General features: G+C 48.2%; 15 protein-coding genes and 1 pseudogene. 15 read left to right on the top strand and 1 reads right to left on the bottom strand.

Going from position 1 to position 16,655, the window contains the following annotated elements; genetic code table 11:
* Nucleotide 1 precedes the first annotated feature (1 nt).
* The 9 genes from gspF (at nucleotide 2) to SHEWPOL2_RS07835 (ending at nucleotide 6,896) form a co-directional block, all read left to right on the top strand.
* Nucleotides 2-1,225: a type II secretion system inner membrane protein GspF gene (gspF, locus tag SHEWPOL2_RS07875; RefSeq protein WP_037427529.1), complete on the top strand. Its 1,224-nt coding sequence runs from the start codon at nucleotides 2-4 to the stop codon at nucleotides 1,223-1,225.
* Between the two features lie 74 nt (nucleotides 1,226-1,299).
* Entirely contained in the window at nucleotides 1,300-1,734 is a 435-nt protein-coding gene (gspG, locus tag SHEWPOL2_RS07870; protein ID WP_011715426.1) for a type II secretion system major pseudopilin GspG, read from the top strand.
* A 1-nt stretch (nucleotide 1,735) separates the two neighbouring features.
* Nucleotides 1,736-2,308 carry a type II secretion system minor pseudopilin GspH gene (gene gspH / locus SHEWPOL2_RS07865; protein ID WP_081990910.1) on the top strand — a complete coding sequence of 191 codons (573 nt, stop codon included), beginning with the start codon at nucleotides 1,736-1,738 and terminating at the stop codon, nucleotides 2,306-2,308.
* Nucleotides 2,295-2,663 carry a type II secretion system minor pseudopilin GspI gene (gene gspI / locus SHEWPOL2_RS07860; protein WP_037416429.1) on the top strand — a complete coding sequence of 123 codons (369 nt, stop codon included), beginning with the start codon at nucleotides 2,295-2,297 and terminating at the stop codon, nucleotides 2,661-2,663. Before gspH ends, gspI begins: the two co-directional genes overlap by 14 nt.
* Nucleotides 2,644-3,411 (top strand): type II secretion system minor pseudopilin GspJ, encoded by a 768-nt coding sequence (gspJ, locus tag SHEWPOL2_RS07855; RefSeq protein ID WP_037416432.1) that lies wholly within the window; start codon nucleotides 2,644-2,646, stop codon nucleotides 3,409-3,411. The genes gspI and gspJ overlap by 20 nt, the downstream gene beginning before the upstream one ends.
* A complete protein-coding gene (gspK, locus tag SHEWPOL2_RS07850; protein WP_037427527.1) occupies nucleotides 3,408-4,406 on the top strand; it encodes a type II secretion system minor pseudopilin GspK in 999 nt (332 codons plus the stop codon). The genes gspJ and gspK overlap by 4 nt, the downstream gene beginning before the upstream one ends.
* A 48-nt stretch (nucleotides 4,407-4,454) precedes the next feature.
* Nucleotides 4,455-5,642, top strand: a complete 1,188-nt coding sequence (gene gspL, locus SHEWPOL2_RS07845; RefSeq protein ID WP_037427525.1) for a type II secretion system protein GspL — start codon at nucleotides 4,455-4,457, stop codon at nucleotides 5,640-5,642.
* Between the two features lies 1 nt (nucleotide 5,643).
* Nucleotides 5,644-6,120, top strand: coding sequence for a type II secretion system protein M (locus SHEWPOL2_RS07840; protein ID WP_037416438.1), 477 nt, complete (start codon nucleotides 5,644-5,646; stop codon nucleotides 6,118-6,120).
* A gap of 14 nt (nucleotides 6,121-6,134) precedes the next feature.
* Nucleotides 6,135-6,896, top strand: coding sequence for a type II secretion system protein N (locus tag SHEWPOL2_RS07835; protein ID WP_037427523.1), 762 nt, complete (start codon nucleotides 6,135-6,137; stop codon nucleotides 6,894-6,896).
* Between the two features lie 70 nt (nucleotides 6,897-6,966).
* Here the strand turns inward: SHEWPOL2_RS07835 and yrfG are convergent, their stop codons facing one another.
* The gene (gene yrfG, locus SHEWPOL2_RS07830) at nucleotides 6,967-7,629 is read right to left on the bottom strand and encodes a GMP/IMP nucleotidase (protein ID WP_037427521.1); all 663 of its coding nucleotides are present in this window, start codon (nucleotides 7,627-7,629) and stop codon (nucleotides 6,967-6,969) included.
* Nucleotides 7,630-7,739: 110 nt separating this feature from the next.
* Here yrfG and SHEWPOL2_RS07825 point away from each other — a divergent pair, with 110 nt between their 5' ends.
* The 6 genes and pseudogenes from SHEWPOL2_RS07825 to SHEWPOL2_RS07800 all read left to right on the top strand — a co-directional run.
* Complete coding sequence (locus SHEWPOL2_RS07825; protein ID WP_037416448.1) at nucleotides 7,740-8,339, top strand: aspartyl/asparaginyl beta-hydroxylase domain-containing protein; 600 nt, start codon at nucleotides 7,740-7,742, stop codon at nucleotides 8,337-8,339.
* Nucleotides 8,317-10,326 (top strand): annotated as a pseudogene (locus SHEWPOL2_RS07820) (phytanoyl-CoA dioxygenase family protein). Before SHEWPOL2_RS07825 ends, SHEWPOL2_RS07820 begins: the two are co-directional and overlap by 23 nt.
* Nucleotides 10,326-11,516: a hypothetical protein gene (locus SHEWPOL2_RS07815; RefSeq protein WP_037427519.1), complete on the top strand. Its 1,191-nt coding sequence runs from the start codon at nucleotides 10,326-10,328 to the stop codon at nucleotides 11,514-11,516. Before SHEWPOL2_RS07820 ends, SHEWPOL2_RS07815 begins: the two are co-directional and overlap by 1 nt.
* Nucleotides 11,503-11,991, top strand: a complete 489-nt coding sequence (locus SHEWPOL2_RS07810; protein WP_037427517.1) for an N-acetyltransferase — start codon at nucleotides 11,503-11,505, stop codon at nucleotides 11,989-11,991. The genes SHEWPOL2_RS07815 and SHEWPOL2_RS07810 overlap by 14 nt, the downstream gene beginning before the upstream one ends.
* Nucleotides 11,992-12,224: 233 nt before the next feature.
* The gene (locus tag SHEWPOL2_RS07805) at nucleotides 12,225-12,860 is read left to right on the top strand and encodes a tail fiber protein (RefSeq protein WP_037427516.1); all 636 of its coding nucleotides are present in this window, start codon (nucleotides 12,225-12,227) and stop codon (nucleotides 12,858-12,860) included.
* 122 nt (nucleotides 12,861-12,982) lie between these two features.
* Nucleotides 12,983-16,655 (top strand): fibronectin type III domain-containing protein (locus tag SHEWPOL2_RS07800; protein ID WP_037427515.1); only part of this gene is annotated, 3,673 nt, incomplete at its 3' end.

Below are 16,655 nucleotides of genomic sequence, written 5' to 3'. Positions count from 1 at the left end.
TATGCCTGCATTTGAATATAAGGCGTTGGACGCCAAGGGGAAGCAGCTTAAGGGCGTGATCGAAGCGGATACCGCCAGACACGCACGTAGCCAATTGCGCGATCAACGCTTGATGCCGCTGGATATTCTGCCGGTCAGCGAAAAAGAAGCCAAGGCGAAAGGTGCGGGATTTTCGCCCTTTAAGCGCGGGATTTCAGTGGCGGAATTAGCGCTGATCACCCGTCAAATCGCGACACTGGTGGCGGCGGGCTTACCGATCGAGGAATGTCTTAAGGCGGTAGGCCAGCAATGTGAGAAGGCGCGGCTTGCCAGTATGATCATGGCGGTGCGCTCCAGGGTCGTTGAGGGTTATAGTCTGGCCGATTCCTTGGCTGAATTTCCGCATATTTTCGATGACTTATACCGCGCTATGGTGGCCTCGGGGGAAAAATCTGGCCACTTGGAAGTGGTGCTAAACCGCTTAGCCGATTACACCGAACGTCGCCAGCAGCTTAAATCTAAACTGCAACAGGCGATGATTTATCCCATCATGCTGACGATTGTCGCTATTGGGGTGGTATCAGTGTTACTTGCGGCTGTGGTACCAAAGGTCGTTGGCCAGTTTGAGCATATGGGCGCCGAGTTACCGGCGACGACCCGTTTCTTAATTGCCGCCTCGGATTTTGTCCAACACTATGGTCTGTTTGTTGTTTTAGCGATTGGTATTCTGTTGGTAGTGTTCCAGCGTCTACTCAAATCACCGATTTTCAAGATGAAATACCATACGTTTTTGCTGAAAATGCCAGTGATTGGCCGAGTGAGTAAAGGGCTCAATACTGCGCGTTTTGCGCGTACCTTGAGTATTTTATCCGCCAGTTCGGTGCCTTTGTTGGACGGGATGCGCATTGCCAGCGAGGTATTGCAAAATATGCGGGTACGGGCGGCGGTGGATGATGCAACGGCGCGCGTACGGGAAGGAACTAGCCTCAGTACCGCGTTGACTAACACTAAGCTATTCCCGGCGATGATGTTATATATGATCGCCTCGGGGGAGAAGAGTGGTCAGCTCGAAGACATGCTTGAGCGTGCTGCGGATAACCAAGATCGCGAGTTTGAGAGTAATGTGACGCTCGCCCTCGGCGTATTCGAACCCATGTTAGTGGTGAGTATGGCGGGGGTTGTACTCTTTATCGTAATGGCCATTCTGCAACCGATATTGGCGCTGAACAATTTGATTAGTGGCTAGTTTTTGACATTATGGAATATTGCCTTTCAGTCATACGGCTGAGAATGGCACAGGTTTTTTAGGAGATGTAATCGATGCAAATGAATAAAAAGCACAAGGGTTTTACCTTACTTGAAGTGATGGTGGTAATCGTTATCCTCGGTATTTTGGCGTCTATGGTGGTGCCAAATCTGATGGGCAACAAAGATAAAGCCGACCAACAAAAAGCGGTATCTGACATAGTCGCGCTCGAAAACGCTTTAGATATGTACAAGTTAGATAACGGTGTTTATCCAACGACTGAGCAAGGTTTAGAAGCCTTGGTGCAAAAACCAACGATTTCACCTGAGCCTCGTAACTACCGCGAAGAAGGTTATGTAAAGCGTTTACCACAGGACCCATGGCGTAATAACTACTTACTGTTAAGCCCTGGCGAAAACAGCAAGTTAGATATCTTTAGTGCAGGCCCAGACGGTCAACCAGGTACCGAAGATGATATCGGTAACTGGAACTTACAGAATTTCCAATAAGATGTTAACGCTGCGCCACGCCGGCTTCACCTTGATGGAGGTGATGCTGGTGATTTTGCTAATGGGACTCACCGCCGCGGCGGTGACCATGTCTATTGGCAATTCGGGGCCACAACAGGCGCTGGAAAAAACCGCGCAGCAATTTATAGCCGCTACAGAGTTAGTGCTGGATGAAACCGTATTAAGCGGCCAATTTATCGGTATTGTGGTGGAAAAAACCAGTTATCAGTTTGTTTTTTATAAAGATGGTAAATGGAATCCATTGGAAAAGGACAGAATTCTGTCTGAAAAACAAATGGAACCTGGTGTGGTGATTAATTTGGTGCTCGATGGTTTACCGCTCGCACAAGAGGACGAACAAGATGACTCTTGGTTTAAAGAACCTTTAATCGAGCCCTCTGCGGAAGATAAGAAAAAGCACCCTGAACCACAGATTTTGCTATTTCCCAGCGGCGAAATGAGCGCCTTTGAGTTGAGTTTTATTACCAAGACAGATAAAGGCCCCCTCGACGTATTGGTGGTGGGCGATGCCCTTGGCCGTTTAACCCTAGGGCGCCCCGATGAAATACGCTAAGGGCATGACGTTACTCGAAGTGATCGTCGCCTTGGCGGTGTTTGCGATTGCCGCCGTTTCAATCACCAAAAGCTTGGGTGAGCAAATGGCGAATATGCCGATTTTGGAGTCGCGCACCCTTGCTCAGTGGGTAGCCGACAATCAAATGGTCGATGCCAGACTCGAGCCTCAATTTCCGGAAATCGGTAAAAAAGAGGGCCAAGTAGAACTGGCGGGTAAGGATTGGTACTGGCGAAAAGAAGTGGTGAAAACCACCGATGATAATTTTCGCATGATCCGTATTAGTGTCAGTGAAGATGAGCGTTATCAGCGTATTGCAGCACAAGTGAGCAGTTATGTCCTTAAAACAAACTAATGCTCATCGGGGGTTTACCCTGCTGGAAATGCTGATCGCGATTGCGATTTTTGCCATGTTGGGGTTAGCGGCCAATGCGGTACTCAGCACAGTTCTGACCAATGATGAAGTGACAAAGAATTTCTCAACCCGTTTAAAAGCGTTGCAACAGGGCTTTGGGGCGATTGAGCGCGACTTGGGACAGATGGTTGCCCGCACACCTAGACTCCTCGAAGGTGGCCGCGGAACAACGGTATTTCAGACGGGGAATGACCTTTTAGATTCGGAGTCCGAGGCTTTAGTCTTTTACCGCTTGGGCTGGCTCAATCCAGATGGCTTATTGCCCCGTGGCAGTTTGCAGTCGGTCGCCTATGTCGTACGAGAAGGAAAATTAGAACGCTGGTATTTTCCTTACCCTGAGCCGGAATTTGGCGCCGAGCCAATCAAGACGGTGATTATCGATAAGGTGCTCTCGGTCGAGTATTCCTTCTTTATGGAGGATAAGTGGGAGCGCAAGGTTGAGGCGACTAAGTTACCCAAAGCCATTGCAATCGAAATTGAGATTGAAGGTCTAGGTAAGATTCAGCGTAAGTTTATGCTGCCTCTGGGCGCGGCGGCGCCAGAAAAGTCTAGTGATGAAGACAACAAAGACGAAAACACCGAAGACAATAAAGAAGACAACGGTGACAAAGATAATAACGGCGATGGTTCCGGTAACGGGGAAGAAGATCCTGGCACCGGTGAGCCAGAAAATGAGGATGGCGCATGATAAGGCGAACTCCTACTAAACAGCGTGGTGTCGCGCTGATCGTCGTATTACTGATCGTGGCCATGGTGGTGATTATTGCCACCAATATTACCAGTCGTAATCAGTTGTCGATGCGCCGCACCTTAAACTTAGCTCAGTACGATCAGGCCTATTGGTATGCGATTTCCGCCGAAGAGCTGGCGAAGAAGATCCTCAAGCAGGACTTCGACGATTCAGAGGGGCGTGTCCATAAGCAACAATATTGGGCCATGAGCGATGTGGTATTTCCGGCAGAATATGGCGAGATTGCAGGCAAGATCACCGATATGCGTTCGTGTTTTAACTTAAATGCCTTGTCCGTCACCACAAAAGATGTGGAAAACGGTCAACCTAAATTGCCCTTGGCTGCTAAGCAATACAAGGCGTTATTAGTGAGTTTAGGTATGGATGATTTTACCGCTGATCATCTCACTCAAACCCTAAAGGATTATATCGACGAAGACACGATCACCAGCCCCTATGGCGCTGAAGATGCCGAGTATGAAGCACGCCACGTGCCATACCGTGCCGCCAACACTCTGATGAATCATCGGAGTGAGCTGCGGGCAGTGATGGGATACACACAGGATATTTATTTGAAATTATTGCCCTATATTTGTGTTATCCCGGGGAATGACAGGCAATTGTTGAATGTGAATACCATTGATGTCGAACAAGCAGCGCTTCTGGCGGCCATGCTCGATAATCAGATTTCTGTCGGTGAGGCGGAAAGCATTATTAACCAGCGCCCTGGCGATGGTTTTGCCAAGATTGATGATTTTTACGAATCCTCCTCAATGGGGTCGATTAAATGGGAAGATGCGATGAAGTCGACTTTTGTGATCGACAGTCAATATTTCCTCCTTGCCTCGGGCGCAAAGGTCGACAACGCCATTTTTAGGATGGAGAGTGTGCTCAAAAAGGGCAGCGGTAACAAAATGGATGTGCTCACCCGTCAGTTTGGTGGACAAAAATAATAGCAAACAAGCTCAATCCCTTAAGGTTGAAGCTGGTGGAGAAAAACTGTGAGTGAACGGCTATTTATTCGCTTAGGCAGAACCGCAGAGCAGGCATGCTCTTGGCTGGTTTGGTCCGAACAAGAACAAGAAATTATCGCCTCAGGCGAACTGGCCAACGCCCAAGGTTTATCAACCTTAACTGAGCGCGCGGGCAATCGCCCCATTGATGTGTTGGTGCCAGCTTCCGCCATGACGCTCACCAGCGTGAATCTGCCCGAAAAAGGCCAACGCCAAGCCTTAAAGGCCCTGCCTTTTATGTTGGAAGAAACCATCGCCGAGGATGTGGATGCGATGCACTTTACCGTTGGTCCACGCAATGGCGATGCCCTCAGCGTGGTCGCCGTTGCCCATGAGCAAATGCAAACTTGGCTCAGCTGTTTGGCCGAAGCGGGCTTAAAAGTGAAGCGTATTGTGCCTGATTGCTTGGCCTTGCCATTGCAGGAATGCCAATGGGCGGCCATGCGTTTTGGTAACGAGTTATTGTTGCGTACAGGATTAGGAACGGGCCATAGCCTGCCTTTATCTTGGTTGCCAGTGGCAATGAAGCAACTGACGGCTCAGACAGACGAGGTGTCGGTCGCCAGTTACACCGAGATGGCGTTGGACGGTGTCGAGCTTAAGCCACAGCCACTCGACTTACCTATGTTGGTGCTGGCGCGCGGCATTTTACATGCGCCGATTAACTTACTGACGGGTGTCTATACGCCTAAGCGCGAATACAGTAAGCATCTGTTGCAATGGAAAAATGCGGCAATTGTACTAGCCATTGCTATTGTGTTGTCTCTGGTAAATAAAGGCTTAACCATTCATCAGGTAAATGGCCAAATCGCCGATTTGAAGGCGCAAAGTGAAGCCATTTATCAACAAGTGATACCAGGCAATTCACGCATCGTGAATTTACGCTCGCAGATGGAGAGCCAACTGCGCGCACTCCAAGGCCAAGGCAATGGTGCAGAGTTTTTTGCTATGCTGGCGGGGTTACAAGACGCCTTTAAACAAGTACCTGAGCTAAAACCCAATAGCTTACGATTTGAAAGTGCCCGTAATGAAATCCGCATGCAAGTCACTGCTAAAAATTACGCGCAAATTGAGAAGTTTAAAGAGATTGTCGGCCGTCGCTTCCAAATGGATGGTGGCACGATGAATAGCGGTGAAGATCAGGTCACCAGCACCTTAACCTTGAGGAGCAAATAAGATGGATAATTTGCGGACTTGGTGGCAAGGGCTTGCGTCGCGCGAGCAGCAGATCGTAGGTTTTGGCGCCGTATTTTTAGTGATCGGTCTATTTTACTGGGGGATTTGGACACCAATCGCCAATGCTGAGGCCAATGCACTGCGCAACTTAACGGCGCAGCAGCAAACCTTGACCTATGTAAAGCAGACGGCGAATAAAATCGCTGGCTTAAAACAAAGCGGCGCTAAGCCGACGATGAGCGGCAGTTTAAGTTCAGTCGTCAACCAAACAGCGGGCAGTTATGGCTTAGTGATCACTCGCATGCAGCCCCAGGGCGATAAAATCCAAGTGTGGATGGATGATGTGCCATTCGACGCGTTACTCAGTTATTTGAATGATTTAGTGCAGCAAAAGGGCTTATCCCTTGAGAGTGTTGATTTGGCGGAGGCTGACGCGCCTGGCTATGTCAAAGTAAGACGGATCCAACTAGCGCAATAGGTTAAGGTGTAGCTGTGAGTCTGATAAAAAAGATTATTATTGGTGTACTAATTTATATCGTGTTTTTAGTGGCGTTGTTTCCTGCCAGTGTGGCCGTGCGCCTCGCACCACTCCCAGCGAATGTGGGAATTTCTGGAGTGAGTGGCAGTATTTGGGCGGGTAGCATTGAAACTTTGAATATTCAGCAGCGCCAATTGGAGCAAGTGCGTTGGGAACTCAGCCCTTGGTCTTTGTTTTTAGGCAAAGTGAAGCTGGATTTTCAAGTAGGTAGCCGAGCTACACCCGTAAGTGCTAAAGGGTTAATCACTTGGTCAATGGCTGGCATTAGTGCGCAGGGATTACGCTTTGAAGCGCCCGATAGCTTCTTAATTGGTAATACTAAGCTGCCCTTTAGAACCGAAATTAATGGTGAAGTCAGCCTGCTGGTGGAAACCCTAGAACAAGGTAAACCTTGGTGCGAACAATTATCGGGTAAATTATTCTTAAACCAAACCAATGTGAAAAACCAATTTGGCGATTATCCACTGGGTAATATCGAGTTGGGCCTTAGCTGTGTTGAGGGGAAAGCTCAGCTCGCTACCGACGAAAGCAAAAACCAGTTGGGAATTATCGGTACCTTACAGTTAGACGAGGGGAATATGGTCAAGGTTGCCGCTAAGATCAAAGAGACCAACGAACAGCCGGAAGATATGCGTAAATCTCTTAATATCCTCGGCAAGCGTGGAGATGACGGTTACTTCCCTATTGTTTATCAGGGGCGTATTCCTGGGCTTTAATCTAGCCAGTAATGTAACCTAATGCATGATTTGATAAAGGCACCTTGGGTGCCTTTTCTATTTCGAGGAGTTAACTCGCGAGATCGTTAAGCAACAAACGATAGTCGCTAATGGCCGGAAAATCATTGAAGGTTTTGGCTGGTTTTTGGCTATCGGGATTGCTGATCCCGAGCTGATGCCCCACGCCCGCTAAGCGCGCTGCATTTAAAATGGGTTCACTATCATCGATAAACAGGCAGCGCTCTGGCACGAGGGCGAATTTTTCAAATAGCGTTTGCCAAAATTGTGGGTGTTCCTTGGGATAACCCGTTTCATGGCTTGAGATCATCGCATCTAAACCACTTCCAAGTTCAGTATGCTCTAGCTTAAGAGCAAGACTCTTAGGGTGGGCATTGGTGACTAAGATGCGTTTTTTGCCCGCGGCGGCGAGAGCATCGAGAAAAGGCATACTGTCTTGGCGCAGTTGAATACGGTCAACTAAGTCGCGGTGAAGCCCCATAATGTCGAGCTGCAGCTCGGACTGCCAATAATCGAGGCAATACCAATCTAACGTGCCTGCGACTCTGCCGTAGGCTTCTTCCACCAGTTGTTGTGCCTGGCTCTGGCTTAATCCCCGCTGCTTGCTCAGCTCCTGTGGCACCAGACTCAACCAAAAATGGTTATCAAAGTGCAGGTCGAGCAGGGTGCCATCCATATCGAGCAGTACAGTATCAATCTTCTTCCAGTCAAACATGGGATATCCTGTGTGGTTAGGTCGGCTTGTAGATCAGCTTATCTTGTCAGCATGACACTTTGTGCTAGGCTTGATTAATTCGTTTTTGTCTAAAAATGAGACACTTGGATATGGATATCTGTTCATTCGCCTTGCTTACCCAAGCTCCAAATATCACTAGTTTACAGCAAGAACTCACGACTTTGTTGCAGCATGAGTGGTTGCCACACATTAACCAGCGTGATTATCACGCGGGCTCTCAGGGCGGTTGGGATGTGTTGGCTCTTCGCTGCGCCGAGGAATATCGAGTCGCGCACCCCATTTTACAAGCCTTTTCCATTAGTGCCGCGACAGATTGGGATAATTTGCCTTCACTGGAATCGAGCCCCGCGCTGCTGCGGTTTATTCAATCCCTTGCTTGCCCAGTTAAATCGGTGCGCTTAATGCGCTTACACGCTGGTGCTGAAATCAAGCCCCATAGGGATCAGGGATTATCACTTGAACAGGGTGAGGCTAGATTACATTTGCCCCTACAAACCCATGATCAGCTTTATTTTTATGTGGATGAGAAACGTGTACCTATGCGGGCCGGAGAGCTTTGGTATATCAATGCTGACCAAACCCATTGGGTCGCGAATAAAGGCGTGGATGCCAGAATTAATTTGGTGATCGATTGTGAAGTCAACTCGTGGTTAAAGGAGCTTATCCATGATGCCAAGATCAAAGCCTAATGCAGGGCAGCGCGAGGCGTTTCTAAGATTAAAGCTGTTTGCTCAGGCGCTGTTGCAATCCCATTCAGCGGGGGAGGCAAAGCGGCTTATCGATCCAATGCTGGCGCAGTTATGCCAATTGACTGGGTTGGAACTGCACCCGGCGTTGTTTCTCGATACAGAGGCGAGTATTACGGCTTTTGGCAAGGCGGTATCACCGACAACTGCGGCGCAATGTGCAGAAGATCCCGAACGTAGCAGAGTGTTTATTCAGGGAATTTATCAAGCGATACAGGACAAACTTAAAGCTAACTCGAACCATCCTGTGCACATACTCTATGCCGGAACCGGGCCTTTTGCTTGGTTAATCTTAGCCTTATTACCGCTATTTACGGCGAAGCAAGTGCGAGTAACCTTACTCGACATTCATCGAGCGTCATTGGAGAGTGTTGAAAAGCTGCTGGCATATTTCGATGTAGCGGATCGTGTCGATGCGATTATTTGTGCTGACGCTACGCTTTGGCGGCCAGCATCAACACAAACCTTTGATCTGATAATTTCTGAAACCATGAAACACCTGCTGCAACAGGAACCGCAGGTACAGATTTTTAGCCATCTACAGCATTTTTTAGCAGAGGATGGATGTTTAATTCCTGAGTCGATTGAGTTGGATGCATGGCTCGAGCTAAAAGAGCGGCCACCCATTTATTTGGGTCCTTTATTCTGTCTCGATTTAGCTCATGCCCGCTTGCTCGCTCAAGGTGACAGAAGTGGGCTAGTGGGGAGCTTATTGTTACCCGATTATGATCCTCAACCCGTAAGCCTAAAATTGACGACGCAAATCAGGGTTTATGGCGAACATCAATTACTTGAAAATCAATCACAATTAACCCTATCTCAATATAAAAAATCCTTATGGCTTAAACCTCTGAGCAGAGTGGACTTCCGTTACGAGCTGGGAACATATCCCGATTTTATCTTTCAATATCAGCAGCAGAAATTGCTACTTGTTGGCAGTGAGGATTTGAGTTGTTTGGGGATTTATCACTTGCAGCGGCTATGGCAAAAAATTCAGTTACAAAAGCTTGGACAAACCAATGAGGTGACAGAGGGAGAATGGAACCTAGATAAAGCGCTGCTGGATCTTTGCGGTATTGGATTAGAGCCTGGGATGAAGGCGCTCTATCAATATGATAAACAGGCTGATTTTATCGCCTTCGTTCAAAGGCAAACTAAGCTGACTACAGCGGATATTGTTGGCATCAATCAGCGATTGCGCGCCTTATCCCAAGCTGAGCCAGAAAACGGCAATACAGAGCTAGCTTATAGCGATGCTTTACCTCAAGTGCTTACCGACGCCCAACTCGCCTTTTGGCAACGAGAAGGTTATTTAGTCATCCCGCAAGTGTTGTCAAAAGCCCAATGCGCGGCGAGTCGAGCCGTGATTTGGCAGCAGCTTGGCGCGAATGAAAATGATCCATCAACTTGGTACCAGTCCCATGAGTTGATGCAGAAAATCATGCTGCAGTTATTTCGTCATCCCGTCCTCGATGCCAATCGGCAAACACCTCTAATCCGCCAAGCCTTTGAACAATTATGGCAGCGTACCGATTTGGTGATGACGACTGATAGAGTGAGTTTTAATCCCCCTGAAACGCCCACTTGGCAGTTTCCTGGGCCCAATATGCATTGGGACATGCCATTGCAACTGCCTGTGCCATTTGGAACACAAGGATTAATTTATCTTACGGATACCCCTGCCGAGCAGGGGGCATTTTGCTGTGTACCCGGCTTTCACCTCAAAATTGAAACCTGACTACAGGAACAAAACAAGACTGATATTGAGTTGCAGCAACAGCATTGGGACGAGTGGCCGATTAAACCTATCGCCGCGAGCGCAGGGGATTTAATCATTTGGCACCATGCCTTGCCCCATGGACCGACGCCAAATCGGGGCCTGTTACTCCGCATGGTGCAGTACATTAATTTCTATCCAATGGCCAGCTAATGATTAATTTTAATGAACAACAGCAATGCTATTGGCAATTGCTGCATCAGCCTGAATCATTGTATTTACTGTATCAAGCGCAGGATGTTGAGCATTTTGTTGCCTTGATGGCAGACTTCCTCAATTGGCCTGAGCTAAATTTAGAGCAGATGCTGGCATTTATTGCCTTACAGCAACCAAGCTTCATTCCAGATTTAGCACGCTTCAGCCAAGTTTGGTTTCCTTCTCGCTATCATGCTCAAACCAAAACAATCAGTTGGGTTCCTATCTTTCAGCGGTTATCAAAACCTTTCTTGGAGGACGATATCTGCGATGCTCGTCGTGGTTTACTGGCTAGTTTTATCCAGCCTCAAACCTTGCTCGAACCCTTATTATCTCAACGCGAAAGTTTGCCCGCGATCAATCCTAATTTGATGATTTTCCATTGGTCCCGTTGTGGGTCAACACTCGTTTCAAGCAGTTTTTCCCTACTCAAAACTTGCCGAGTGTTATCCGAATCCATGCTCTGCAGCGATGTGATGCACCATGATGCTTGGCCTTCGAGCTTAATACCGCAGCTGGTGGATTTATGTTTAAGGCTACAAGGGCGGTTGAGGCCTGATGAGCGTGAGCTAGTGATCAAGTGGAATGCGTGGGATTTAGCTTGTTGGCCCATGTTGCTAGAACTCTATCCTAATAGTCGAGTGCTATGTCTGATGCGCCATCCCAGAGATATTTTGGCTTCGCATCAACGAGAGGCAGGGATGCATATGGCGGGGCGGGTGAAGGCTTTATTTCTCTATTCATTACCGCTTAGTGAAAATACACATGGTGAGTCTAGTGAAAACACACATGCTGAGCCAAATTTAGACGCATTTCGAATGGATGTGTTGCATGGTTTTGCCCAGCAAACTGCTGCACTTTATCAATCAAGTCGTTGCATCTTAATGGATTATCAACAATTAAATGCGCTTAAACCCAGCGTACTTTCGGCCATTCTAGAATGGCCGTTAGCCGCAGAAGATATTGAGCACTGGCAAGGCCACTGGCGCTTTGATGTAAAGCGACAAGGGCAATTGTTTGTACCCATGGTACCCGCCCAATCTACCCCATTAAATGAATCACAAACTCTCTCATGGCAGCTGTTATTGAATGCTTATGAGCAACTGTTGCAACCTTTAGTTCGAGATAAAAACCATGATGCTAGCTGAGTTAAATCCATTCACTGGCTTGAGTATTAAGCCTGCCAATGCAAGCGATAACTTATTTATGGCAGAACTTTTTTATTCAACTAAAACCTTCTTCTATGAGCTTGGTTTACCCCTTGATGTCGTACAGAACATGTTGGAGCAACAATATCGGCTGCAACAAGTCTCTTATCGGGAGCAATATCCACATGCCATTACCTATATATTGTTTTATCAGCAACAAGCGGTCGGCAAACTGATGCTCGATACCAATGAGCATAGGGTTCATCTTGTTGATTTTATTATTGCGCCAAGTATGCGAGGTCGCGGTTTAGGCTCTGCGGTATTAGAGGCGGTCAAGCTTGAGGCGAGGCAACGTCAGTTGCCTGTTCATTTATCAGTAGAGAGTGAAAATACTCAGGCTAAATCACTTTATTTACGGCATGGATTTCAGTTTCAAAGCCGTTCCGAAACCTATGAGTCAATGCTATGGCCTTAAACGTCGGCTGATAATTTACACAAAATTATTTCTGCTTAATTGTGTTTGCCGATTTTTCAGATATGTTTAGTTGTAGCTAAATTGTTTTCATTATGTTTCACAATAGGCCTTCGATTGTGTGATGTGAATGATGTTGTCATCAGCAAAAGGACTCGCTGTCGATTAATTGTCGTGAGTAATTAAGTCATTGCAAGACGTTACATAGACAAAATCGTTATTTAAGGAGAAATACAATGTCAGATCCATTTATTGGAGAAATCCGCATGTTCGCTGGTACTTTCGCTCCGCGTGGCTGGGCGCTTTGCAATGGACAGTTATTGGCCATTTCCACCAACAGCGCGCTTTTCTCTCTTCTGGGTACAACCTATGGTGGCAATGGCACCACAACCTTTGGGTTGCCTAACTTGCAAAGTCGTACTCCTGTGGGTACCGGAACTGGTGCAGGGTTAAGTAATGTTGTTTTGGGACAAGTTGCCGGTGTTGAAAACGTTAACCTCACTACCAATCAGCTACCCATTCATGCACCAACAGCTACTTTCATTGGTAATGCAAGTAGCGTAACAGCAACGGTTGATGTTGCTACCACCACGGCCACTGCAATGGTTCCTCCGGCAGCAGGCGCGACTACCTACCTCTCTGCTACGACAGCTAAGGCGGGGCCTACCAGTGTTGCGTTTAATGGATTGTTTACCAGTACGGCGCCAGATTCTACCAAGAGCAGCCTCGGTGGAGTGCATGGTAGCGTTACACCTGCTGGCACCGTAACCGTCAATCCTGTTGGTGGAGGACAGCCTGTCGGAATTCGCAATCCCTATCTGGGGATGAATTTTATTATCGCGTTAGAGGGTATTTATCCGTCGCGTAATTAACGTTGGATAATTGCTATTAAATTAATTCAGTAATCCAGAGGGAATTAAATCTTCTGGATTGCTGGTTTTAGCTACTTTAGCTAAATCAAAAATTTTCGTACACAGCTATTAAGGGGCTTAATATGTCATGCTGCAAAACAGATCATCCCGATGAGCGATATCAAACTCCGGCTTGTGGATTCGTAAATATAAATACAGGCATTAAGTGGATCGTTCAACTGGGTTTTGCAGCAGTAGTGTTGCTAAGTATGAGTGTCAATGCGGCTTCAATTCCTTCTAATGTCATTGTCGATTTCAATGCTTCTGGTTTTGTTGAGAGTGCAGACCATGGATCAAATGTTTTTACACAGGGTGACTTTAAAATAACTTACAGCGCCGCTAACTGGTTTCAGGATACGGATGATGGTCAGAGTAATTCTGCCGGGTTATTTGCAGGTATGTATTCTGGAGTTGAAACAATTACTGTCGAAACCACCTCGGGCAATGAATTTGACTTCGTTAGTTTTTACATCAATGCATTTGGTGGTGGTTTTGCCTCGGTTGAGGGCTTTAGAGACGGATCATCTGTGGGGACTCAAAGTACTGGGTCTGGCTTTGGTCAGGCTAATGGCTCATTTACTGTAACGTTAAACAACAATCCCTTTGATAATGTTGACAAGGTAGTTATTACTTCAAATGGCGGCGGTTATTTTGATGTATTTGATAGCTTTGTATTTAATACGGTTCCTGATGTCACCCCTCCAACAGTCACCAGTGTAAGCGTTCCTTTCAGCGCAACTTATATCACTGGGCAATCACTGAGTTTCACGGTTAACACCAGCGAAAACGTGATCGTGAATATTAGTGGAGGTACCCCTCGCATTGCATTGACTATTGGTGGCACAACCAAATACGCAACCTACTCGTCGGGATCTGGAACCTCTGCGCTTGTCTTCAGTTACACGGTTGAGAGTGGTTTGGTTGATTCTGATGGTATTACCGTAGGTGCGCTTGGTTTGAACGGCGGAACCTTGAAAGATGCTGCCAATAATGACATGACGCTGACGCTAAATTCTGTCGGCTCCACAAGCAGTGTTCTTGTGGATAGTACAGCACCCACCGTTTCTTCTGTGACAGCCAGTACAGCCAATGGCACTTATAAAGTGGGCGATAGCATCAGTATCCAAGTTAACTTTAGCGAAGTGGTCAATGTCACTGGTACGCCGCAATTAACCCTTGAAACAGGCACAACAGATCGTGCCGTTAATTATGCCAGTGGCAGTGGAACCAGTAGCTTGACCTTCAGCTATACGGTTCAGGCGGGTGACAATAGCAGCGATTTGGACTACGTATCAACCAGTGCACTGGCGTTAAACAGTGGCACCATTCGTGACGCCGCTAGCAACAACGCAACGCTGACATTGGCAACACCGGGTGCTGCCAACTCATTGGGCGCCAATAAAGCGCTGGTTGTGGATGGCGTTACACCGTCTGTAACTAGCACTGCTCCTGTTGGTGGCGCAGTATCGACTGATACCAGCGTCGATTTCACGGTTAACTTCAGCGAATCCGTCAACAACATTTCTACCGATGACTTTGCGCTTGGTACTACCGGTGGCGCGACCGGCACTGTCGCCAGTGTCTCCGCGACCTCTGGCTCAAGTGTGACGGTGACCGTCAGTGGTATCACCGGCAACGGTACTATCAAGCTGAACCTGAATGGCGCAACGAATATCAGCGATGCTGCTGGCAACGTAGGTCCAGCCGCCTATACGAGTGGTTCCGCCCATACTGTGGCCATTCCGACAGTGCCTGATGCGCCAACCATAGGCACTGCAACTGCAGGTGATGGCCAGGTATCAGTTGCTTTCAGCGCTCCCGGCAATAACGGTGGTTCTGCTATCACTGGTTATACCGTGACCTCTAACCCCGGAGGTTTTACAAATACGGGTGCCAGTTCACCGATTCTCATCACCGGTCTCACCAACGGCACTGCCTATACCTTTACTGTGACGGCGACCAACGGTATAGGTACAGGCACTGCCTCGGCCGCATCCAACTCGGTAACCCCTAAAGCCGACCAGACAATTACCTTTGCCCAGCCGAGCAACTATAACTTTGGTACCACACCGAACTTGTCTGCAACTTCAGACTCCGGTCTCACAGTCACTTTCTCGTCGTCTACCACTGGTGTATGTACGGTGAGTGGCGTTGCTCTGACCTTTGTAAGCGCAGGTACCTGTACGATTGATGCCGATCAGGCTGGTAATAGCGCAACCAATGCGGCGACTACAGTAACCCAAAGCTTTACGGTGAATGCGGTAGTTCCTGATGCGCCAACCATCGGTACGGCAACCGCAGGCGATGCCGAGGCAACGGTAACATTTACTGCACCTGCCAGTACCGGTGGTGCATCGATCCTTGCTGGTGGTTACACCGTCACTGCTAGCCCAGGTGGTGCAACTGGTACTGGCTCCGGTTCGCCAGTTACAGTGACCGGCTTGACCAATGGTGTTTCCTACACCTTCACGGTGACAGCGACTAACTCGGCGGGCACGGGGGCGGCTTCGGCAGCATCGAATTCCATTACCCCGGCATCACCACAAACCATCACCTTTAACAACCCTGGAGCACAGACCTTTGGGACTACACCAACGCTGACAGCCAGTTCGTCTGCAGGCGGTGGTTATGTTGTCACTTTCACCTCATCCACCCCTGGTGTCTGTACGGTGAGCGGCACTACGCTAACATTCGTGACCGCTGGCACCTGTACTATCAATGCCAATCAGGCGGGTGATGCTGCTTATTTGGCTGCATCACAGGTCAGTCAGTCATTTGTTGTGAACCCCATAGTGCCAACGGCACCGACCAGTGTGGTGGCAACGGCGGGTGATACCCAAGCAAGTGTGGCGTTTGTGCCTCCTGCTAATAACGGGGGATCCAATGTTCTTGGCTATGTTGTATCGGTGACGCCAAATGATGTCTTACCTGTCAGTGGCACAAATTCACCGATTGTGGTGAGTGGTCTAACTAATGGTGTGACCTATACCTTTACGGTGGAAGCTGAGAATGCAGTGGGTTTCGGCCCTGCCTCCAGCGCATCTAACCCAATTACGCCCAAAGCGATCCAAACGATTACCTTCCTCAATCCGGGCGATCAGAATTTTGGTACATCGCCAACACTTACTGCAACGACCGACGCAACGGGTGGGTTGATCCCAACCTTTACCTCATCAACACCCGCTGTCTGTACGATTACTTCCGATGGTGTTTTGACCTTTGTAGCCACAGGCATGTGTACGATTAACGCAGACCAGATGGGCAATGCGAGTTATTTGGCGGCGACTCAAGTTAGTCGTTCATTCAGTGTCAATGCCGTTGTGCCAAGCGCGCCAACAATCGGCACTGCCACTGCGGGGAATGCTCAAGCAACGGTGAGTTTTAGTGCTCCGGCATTCACTGGTGGTGATGCCATTACGGGCTATTCCTTAGTATCGACTCCAGGCGGTATTACGGCATCGGGTACTTCTTCACCCATCACGATAATGGGATTAACCAATGGGACTTCCTATTCATTTACGGTTGCAGCTATAAACTCAGCCGGAACCGGTAGCGCCTCCACGGCGAGTAACGCAGTGAAGCCTAATGGTGCTCCCGTTATCAGTTCAACGGCGTTAACCAGTGCCAACCAAGATGCGGTCTATAGCTACACCTTGGTAGCGACCGACAGCGATGTCGGCGACAGTGTCACCTTAAGCGCCGTTACACTGCCAAGCTGGCTGAGTTTTAATGCAGCCACTGGCGTGTTAAGCGGTA

It is taken from the genome of Shewanella sp. POL2 (assembly GCF_000282755.1).
In the GTDB taxonomy this organism is placed as follows: Bacteria; Pseudomonadota; Gammaproteobacteria; order Enterobacterales; family Shewanellaceae; genus Shewanella; species Shewanella xiamenensis.
This window is presented reverse-complemented; position numbering and strand designations above follow the sequence as displayed.